Origin of the sequence: Stackebrandtia sp. (genome assembly GCF_035643755.1) — a bacterium.
Classification (GTDB): domain Bacteria; phylum Actinomycetota; class Actinomycetes; order Mycobacteriales; family Micromonosporaceae; genus Stackebrandtia.
Genome location: NZ_DASQPW010000048.1, coordinates 1 through 5,755, shown reverse-complemented (window position 1 = coordinate 5,755; position 5,755 = coordinate 1). Strand labels below are relative to the sequence as shown.

Below are 5,755 nucleotides of genomic sequence, written 5' to 3'. Positions count from 1 at the left end.
CCGGCGCCAAGATCGCCAACCCGCGGCCGCCCCGGGTGGACACGGTCGCCGCGGCGTTGACGCGGCGGCTCGACGACGCCGCGCGGCTGGCCGCCGAGTCCGACTGGCGCGAACTGTCCGAAAGGCTGCGGCAGGCCGAGGACGCCGCTTCCCAAGCCGCCCAAACGCTCCAGCGCGACATTCGGGCCGCCGACGCCCTGGTGGAACGCCGCGCCGAACTGCGCGGCCGCTTCGCCGCGTACACCCGCAAGGCCGCCCGCATCGGCGCCGTGGAGGACTCCGACGTCGCCGCGGCGCTGGAGGAGACCCGCGAGCTGCTGAGCCTCGCGCCCTGCGACCTTCCCGCCGCCACCAGCGCGCTGCGGCGTTTCCAACAAGCGATATCGGCTCGACAGGAGGCAACGGCGCGATGACCGCGACACCGTGCACCCAGCCGGGGTGCCCCGGCAGCTACGGACCCGAGGGGTACTGCGACGAGTGCGGTTCCCGGGCGGCCCAGCCCGCCGCCGCGCCGCCGGCCACCGTGGCGACCGCGGGCACCGGCTCCGTCGCCTCGGCCTCGGTCTCGGCCCCCACCGGGGCCACCAGCGGACCGCTGACGCAGTCGACGCGGGCCAGCGGCACCCAGCCCTTCACCGGCACCCGGGGGCGGCTGGGCGGCGGCATGAAGGACATCCCGCCGGTGCCGATCCGCAACCCCAGCGAGGCGGTGCTGCAGAACCCGCAGGTGCCGGAGAACAAGCGGCGCTGCGGGAAGTGCCAGAAACCGGTGGGGCGCACCGGTCCCGACGGCAAGCCCGGGAGGGTCCAGGGCTTTTGTCCACATTGCCGCACCCGGTTCTCCTTCGTCCCCAGCCTGCAGCACGGCGACATGGTGGCCGCGCGCTACGAGATCCTCGGCGCCATGGCCCACGGCGGGCTGGGCTGGATCTATCTGGCCCGCGACAAGAACATCGGCGACGACGTGGCCGAGCGCTGGGTCGTGTTGAAGGGCCTCATCGACTCCAACGACCCCGACGCCATCGACTCGGCGATCGCCGAGCGCCGCTTCCTGGCCGCCCTGGACCACCCGAACATCGTCCAGATCTACGACTTCGTGCGGCATCCCGACCCGCGCACCAACGAGCCGCTGAGCTACATCGTCATGGAGTACGTCCCGGGCAAGTCGCTGCGGGACCTGCGCAAGGAGAACCTCGACGAGGCGGGCACCCCGAATCCTCTGCCGCTGTCGCAGGTGCTCACCTATGTCGCCGAGATCCTGCCGGCCCTGGGGTACCTGCACCAGCAGGGCCTGTTGTTCTGCGATTTCAAGCCCGACAACGTGATCCACGTGGAGTCGTGGCTGAAGCTGATCGACCTGGGCGCGGTGCGGCGGCTCGACGACGAGGAGTCCGCGGTCTTCGGCACGCCGGGCTACGCCGTCACCGACGACGAGATCATCAACCACGGCCCGTCGGTGTCGTCCGACCTGTACACGGTGGCGCGGGCGGCGGCGGTGCTGGCGTTCGACTTCCACGGCTTCACCGGCGAATACCGCAACCGGATGCCCGAGCCGCACACGGAGCCGCTGTTCGCCCGCTACGACGCGTTCTACCGGCTGCTGGCCCGGGCGACCCATCCCGATGTGGCGTACCGCTTCTCCACCGCCGACGAGTTTCGCGACCAGCTGGTGGGGGTGCGCCAGGAGGTGCTGTCGCTGGAGCGGGGCTACCCGCACGGCCACACCTCGGGACTGTTCACCCCCGAGCAGAGCACCTTCGGCGCGCCGGACGCCCAAAGCGGCGCCTTCGAGCCGTTGACGGGCGCCGACATCACCGCCGCGCTGCCGCTGCCGCTGGTGGACAGCGACGACCCGTCCGCCGGATTCCTGGCCACGCTGACGGCCACCGACCCGATGGACATCCTGTACGAGCTGAAGAACGCCCCGGAGAACAGCCCCGAGGTGCGGATGCGGCGGGTGCGCGCCAACATCGCCTACGGCAACCTGAAGGCCGCGTCGATGAACCTCGACGAGTACGCCGCCACCGGCGTCAACGACTGGCGGGTCGCGTGGTGGCGCGGCCTGATCGCGCTGCTCAACGGGGACGCCGCCGCGGCCCGCGAGCAGTTCGACTGGCTGTACGGGCACCTGCCCGGCGAGATCGCGCCGGTGCTGGCCCTGGCCGCGGCGTGCGAGATCCTCGGCGACACCTCGCAGGCGCTGGGCATCTACAGCCGGATCTGGGCCACCGATCGGCGCTACGTCAGCGCCGGGTTCGGGCAGGCCCGGCTGCTGGCGCACGACGGGCACCACGACCCGTCGATCGCCGTCTTGGACGCGGTTCCGGGAACGTCCAGTCAGTACAACGCCGCCCAGGTCGCCGCGATAGGGCTGCGGCTGGCCGACCATCCGGCGCCGCCGGGCATGGACCGCGTCCGCGACGCCGCCGAGCGGCTGTCGCACCTGAAGCTGCCGGGGCATCACCACCACCTGTTGACCGCCCGCATCCTGTTGGCGTGTCTGCGAAGCGTGAGCAACGGCACGCTGCCGCCGCAGCCGCCGATCCTGAAGTACGCGCTGGACGAGAAGAGCCTGCGTTTCGGCCTGGAGTACACCTACCGGGAGCTGGCCCGCACCTCCTCGGCGCACGCCGACCGGGTCAGATACATCGACGAAGCGAATAAGATCCGACCGTGGACGATCACATGAGCCAGACGAATCCCCTGCGCTGCCCGGTATGTGACGCGCCGGCCGACCCCACGCACGTGATCTGCGAGGCGTGCGGCGCCGACCTCGACGCGCCCGCCCAACCCCGCGGGCACTGGCTGTCGTCGGCCGCCGAGACCGCCGCGTGCGCCGGCTGCGGCGGCACCGTCCTGGACGCCCACGGCTACTGCCAAAGCTGCGGGCGCCGCCAGAACCCCACCGCCGACCGCGCCGAGCTCGACCTCACGCTTTTGGGCGCGGCCACCGACTACGGCAAGCGGCACCACTACAACCAGGACGCGCTGGCCATCGGGCGCTACGACGGGGTGTCGGTGATCGTGGTGTGCGACGGCGTCTCGTCGTCCACATTCGGCGAACTCGCGTCGCTGGCGGCCTCGGAGGCGGCCGTGGCGGCGATCCTGGATTCCTTGGCGGCCAAGAACTCCATGGCCGTGGCCTCGCACGCGGGCGTCGTCGCCGGCTCCAAGGCCGCCGCCGCGGCCGGCAAGGGCCTGGAGGACAACCCGCCCAGCTGCACCTATGTGTCGGCGGTGATGGACGACAAGGAGATCGAGGTGACCTGGGTGGGCGACAGCCGCGCCTACTGGGTGTCCGGGGACTACGCCCAGTGCCTCACCGTGGACGACTCGCACGTGGGCCGGCTGGCCGCCCACGGCGTCCCCGAGGACGACGAGCGGTACCACACCCCCTACGCCACGGCGCTTCTGGCGTGGCTGGGCTCCGACTCCCCGGAGCTTCGGCCCAACACCCACACCTACGTGCCGGACGGCCCGGGGCGGCTCATCGTGTGCAGCGACGGCCTGTCGTGCTATATGGATGATGCCTCGGACCTGGTCCCGCTGCCCGCGGGCGAGCCGGTGCACATCGCCGCCGCGCTCACCGAGCGGGCCCGGGTGGCCGGCGGCCGCGACAACATCAGCGTCGCGGTGGCCCAGTTCCCGCCCGTGGCCGCCGAGGCCGCCGTCGAGGACTCCACGGTGCGGCTGTACCCGGGGGGCCCGACATGAGCGACGACGGCGGCTTCGGCATCGAGGTCGACCACAACGAGTACATGAGCGAGGGCGACACGGTCGTCGACGCGATCGTCACCGTGGAGTCCACGGGGGACGGAAACGTCGAGGCGCCGGCCGCGGGGGCGGGCTTCGTCCAGGTGATCATGGTGGACTGCTCGGGCTCGATGATCGGCTCGCGGATCGCCGAGGCGAAGCGGGCCACACTGGCCGCCATCGACGCGCTGCGCGAGGGCGATCGCTTCGCGATCATCGCGGGCTCCTTCACCGGACAGATGGTCTTCCCCGCCCACGAGGGCACGGTCGCCGCGGACAAGGCGACCCGGCGCGCCGCCAAGCGCGCGGTGGACCGCCTCCAGGCCGGGGGCGGCACGGCCATGGGGACCTGGCTGGAGGTGGCCAACCGGATCCTGGCGCCGTCCCCCGCGGGTGTCAAATACGGGCTCCTGCTCAGCGACGGCCACAACCAGCACGAGACCGAGGAGGAGCTGCGGGCGGCGCTGACGAACTGCGCGGGCAACTTCGTGTGCAACTCCTGCGGCATCGGCTCGGAGTGGCAGGGCGCCGAGATGCGGCTGATCGCCGATCAGTTGCTGGGCACCGCGATGGGCCTGCCCGACGCGCAGCACTGGGCGGAGCAGTTCACCGCGCTCACCCGCTCGGCGATGCGCAAGACCCTGGGCGACGTCACCCTGCGGGTGTTCACCCCGGCGCGCAACACGATCCGCTTCATCAAGCAGATGAGCCCGAACCTGGTCGACCTCACCGGCCGCCGCGCCGAGCTGGACGGCAAGACCGGCGACTACCCCACCGGCACCTGGGGTGCGGAGACCCGCGAGTTCCACGTCAGCGTCGCGGTGCCGCCGATCCAGCCCAACGACGACCGCCTGGCGGCCCGCGTCACCCTGGTCTCGGGGGGCGAGGAGTTGGCGCGCGGCATGATCACCGCGCACTGGACCGGGGACACCCTGCTGTCCACAAAGATCAATCCCCGGGTGGCGCACCACACCGGCCAGGCGGAGCTGGCCGCCGCCATCCAGGAGGGCGTCGCCGCGGCGAAGTCCGGCGACAACGAGACCGCCACCGATAAACTGGGGCGTGCCGTGGAATTGGCCAAGGAGGTCGGCAACGAGGGCACCGCGCGGCTGCTGGCCAAGGTGGTGGACGTCGACGCGGCCACCGGCACGGTCCACATGAAACCGAAGGTGAACGCCGTCGACCTCGAGATGGCCGATGTGGAGTCCGTCAAGACCGTGACGGTGCGCAAACAGCCAGACGCCTAGCCCCGGGGAGGCCACACATGCCCATATGTCCCAACCAGCACGCAGTCGACGACGGCATCGAGTACTGCGAGGAGTGCGGCAGCCGCGTCGCCACCTCCACCCTGGCCCCGCCCCCGGCGCCCGCCTCCGCCCCGCCGTCCCCGTCGGCCGACCTCATGTGGAGCTGCGGCGCCTGCGGCGTCTTCCAGAGCACCAGCCGCTACTGCGAGGCCTGCGGCGAGCCCAACCCCGCCCACCCCGACTACATCGACGACTCCACCGACGAGATCCCCGAACAGTCCCGTGCCCCCGAACCCCCGCCGCCCCCGCCCGAGGCCCCGGCTCCCCCGCGCCAGTGGACGGTGGTCGCCTCGGCCGACCGGGTCTTCTTCGACCGCATGCGTTCCCACGACGGCCCCGACGCCACCAACCTCCGCTTCCCCGCCGTCTATCCCCCGCGCACCTTCACCCTGGACGCCGAGCAGGTCTTCATCGGCCGCCGCTCCCGCAGCCGCGGCATCGACCCCGACATCGACCTGTCGGCGGCGCCGGAGGACTCGGGCGTCTCCCACGCCCACGCCGCCCTGATCTCCACCCCCGAGGGCCTGTCCGTGGTCGACGTCGGCTCCTCCAACGGCACCTACGTCAACGGCGCGGACGAGCCCATCACCCCCAACGCCCCCGTGCCGCTCAAGGACGGCGACCGCGTCCAGCTGGGCGCCTGGACCACCCTCACCGTCCACTACGACTAGTTCGGCACGAACCCCGCCTCGTAC

At 71.9% G+C, this 5,755-nt stretch carries 4 protein-coding genes and 1 pseudogene; all 5 read left to right on the top strand.

Annotated features, from left to right (window positions below; genetic code table 11):
- Positions 1–413 (top strand): annotated as a pseudogene (locus tag VE172_RS03545) (hypothetical protein); the annotation flags it as partial.
- Positions 410–2,689 (top strand): serine/threonine-protein kinase, encoded by a 2,280-nt coding sequence (locus VE172_RS03540; protein ID WP_324797250.1) that lies wholly within the window; start codon positions 410–412, stop codon positions 2,687–2,689. The pseudogene VE172_RS03545 and the gene VE172_RS03540, both read left to right, overlap by 4 nt.
- A complete protein-coding gene (locus VE172_RS03535; RefSeq protein ID WP_324797248.1) occupies positions 2,674–3,714 on the top strand; it encodes a protein phosphatase 2C domain-containing protein in 1,041 nt (346 codons plus the stop codon). Before VE172_RS03540 ends, VE172_RS03535 begins: the two co-directional genes overlap by 16 nt.
- A complete protein-coding gene (locus tag VE172_RS03530; protein WP_324797246.1) occupies positions 3,711–5,000 on the top strand; it encodes a VWA domain-containing protein in 1,290 nt (429 codons plus the stop codon). The genes VE172_RS03535 and VE172_RS03530 overlap by 4 nt, the downstream gene beginning before the upstream one ends.
- A 17-nt stretch (positions 5,001–5,017) precedes the next feature.
- The gene (locus VE172_RS03525; RefSeq protein WP_324797243.1) at positions 5,018–5,731 is read left to right on the top strand and encodes an FHA domain-containing protein; all 714 of its coding nucleotides are present in this window, start codon (positions 5,018–5,020) and stop codon (positions 5,729–5,731) included.
- The last annotated feature ends 24 nt before the right edge of the window (positions 5,732–5,755 follow it).

What these genes read in the sequence shown, in the direction of transcription:
- VE172_RS03525 (WP_324797243.1), top strand. Translation starts at nt 5,018, where the DNA reads ATGCCCATATGTCCCAACCAGCACGCAGTCGACGACGGCATCGAGTAC.
- VE172_RS03540 (WP_324797250.1), top strand. Translation starts at nt 410, where the DNA reads ATGACCGCGACACCGTGCACCCAGCCGGGGTGCCCCGGCAGCTACGGA.
- VE172_RS03530 (WP_324797246.1), top strand. Translation starts at nt 3,711, where the DNA reads ATGAGCGACGACGGCGGCTTCGGCATCGAGGTCGACCACAACGAGTAC.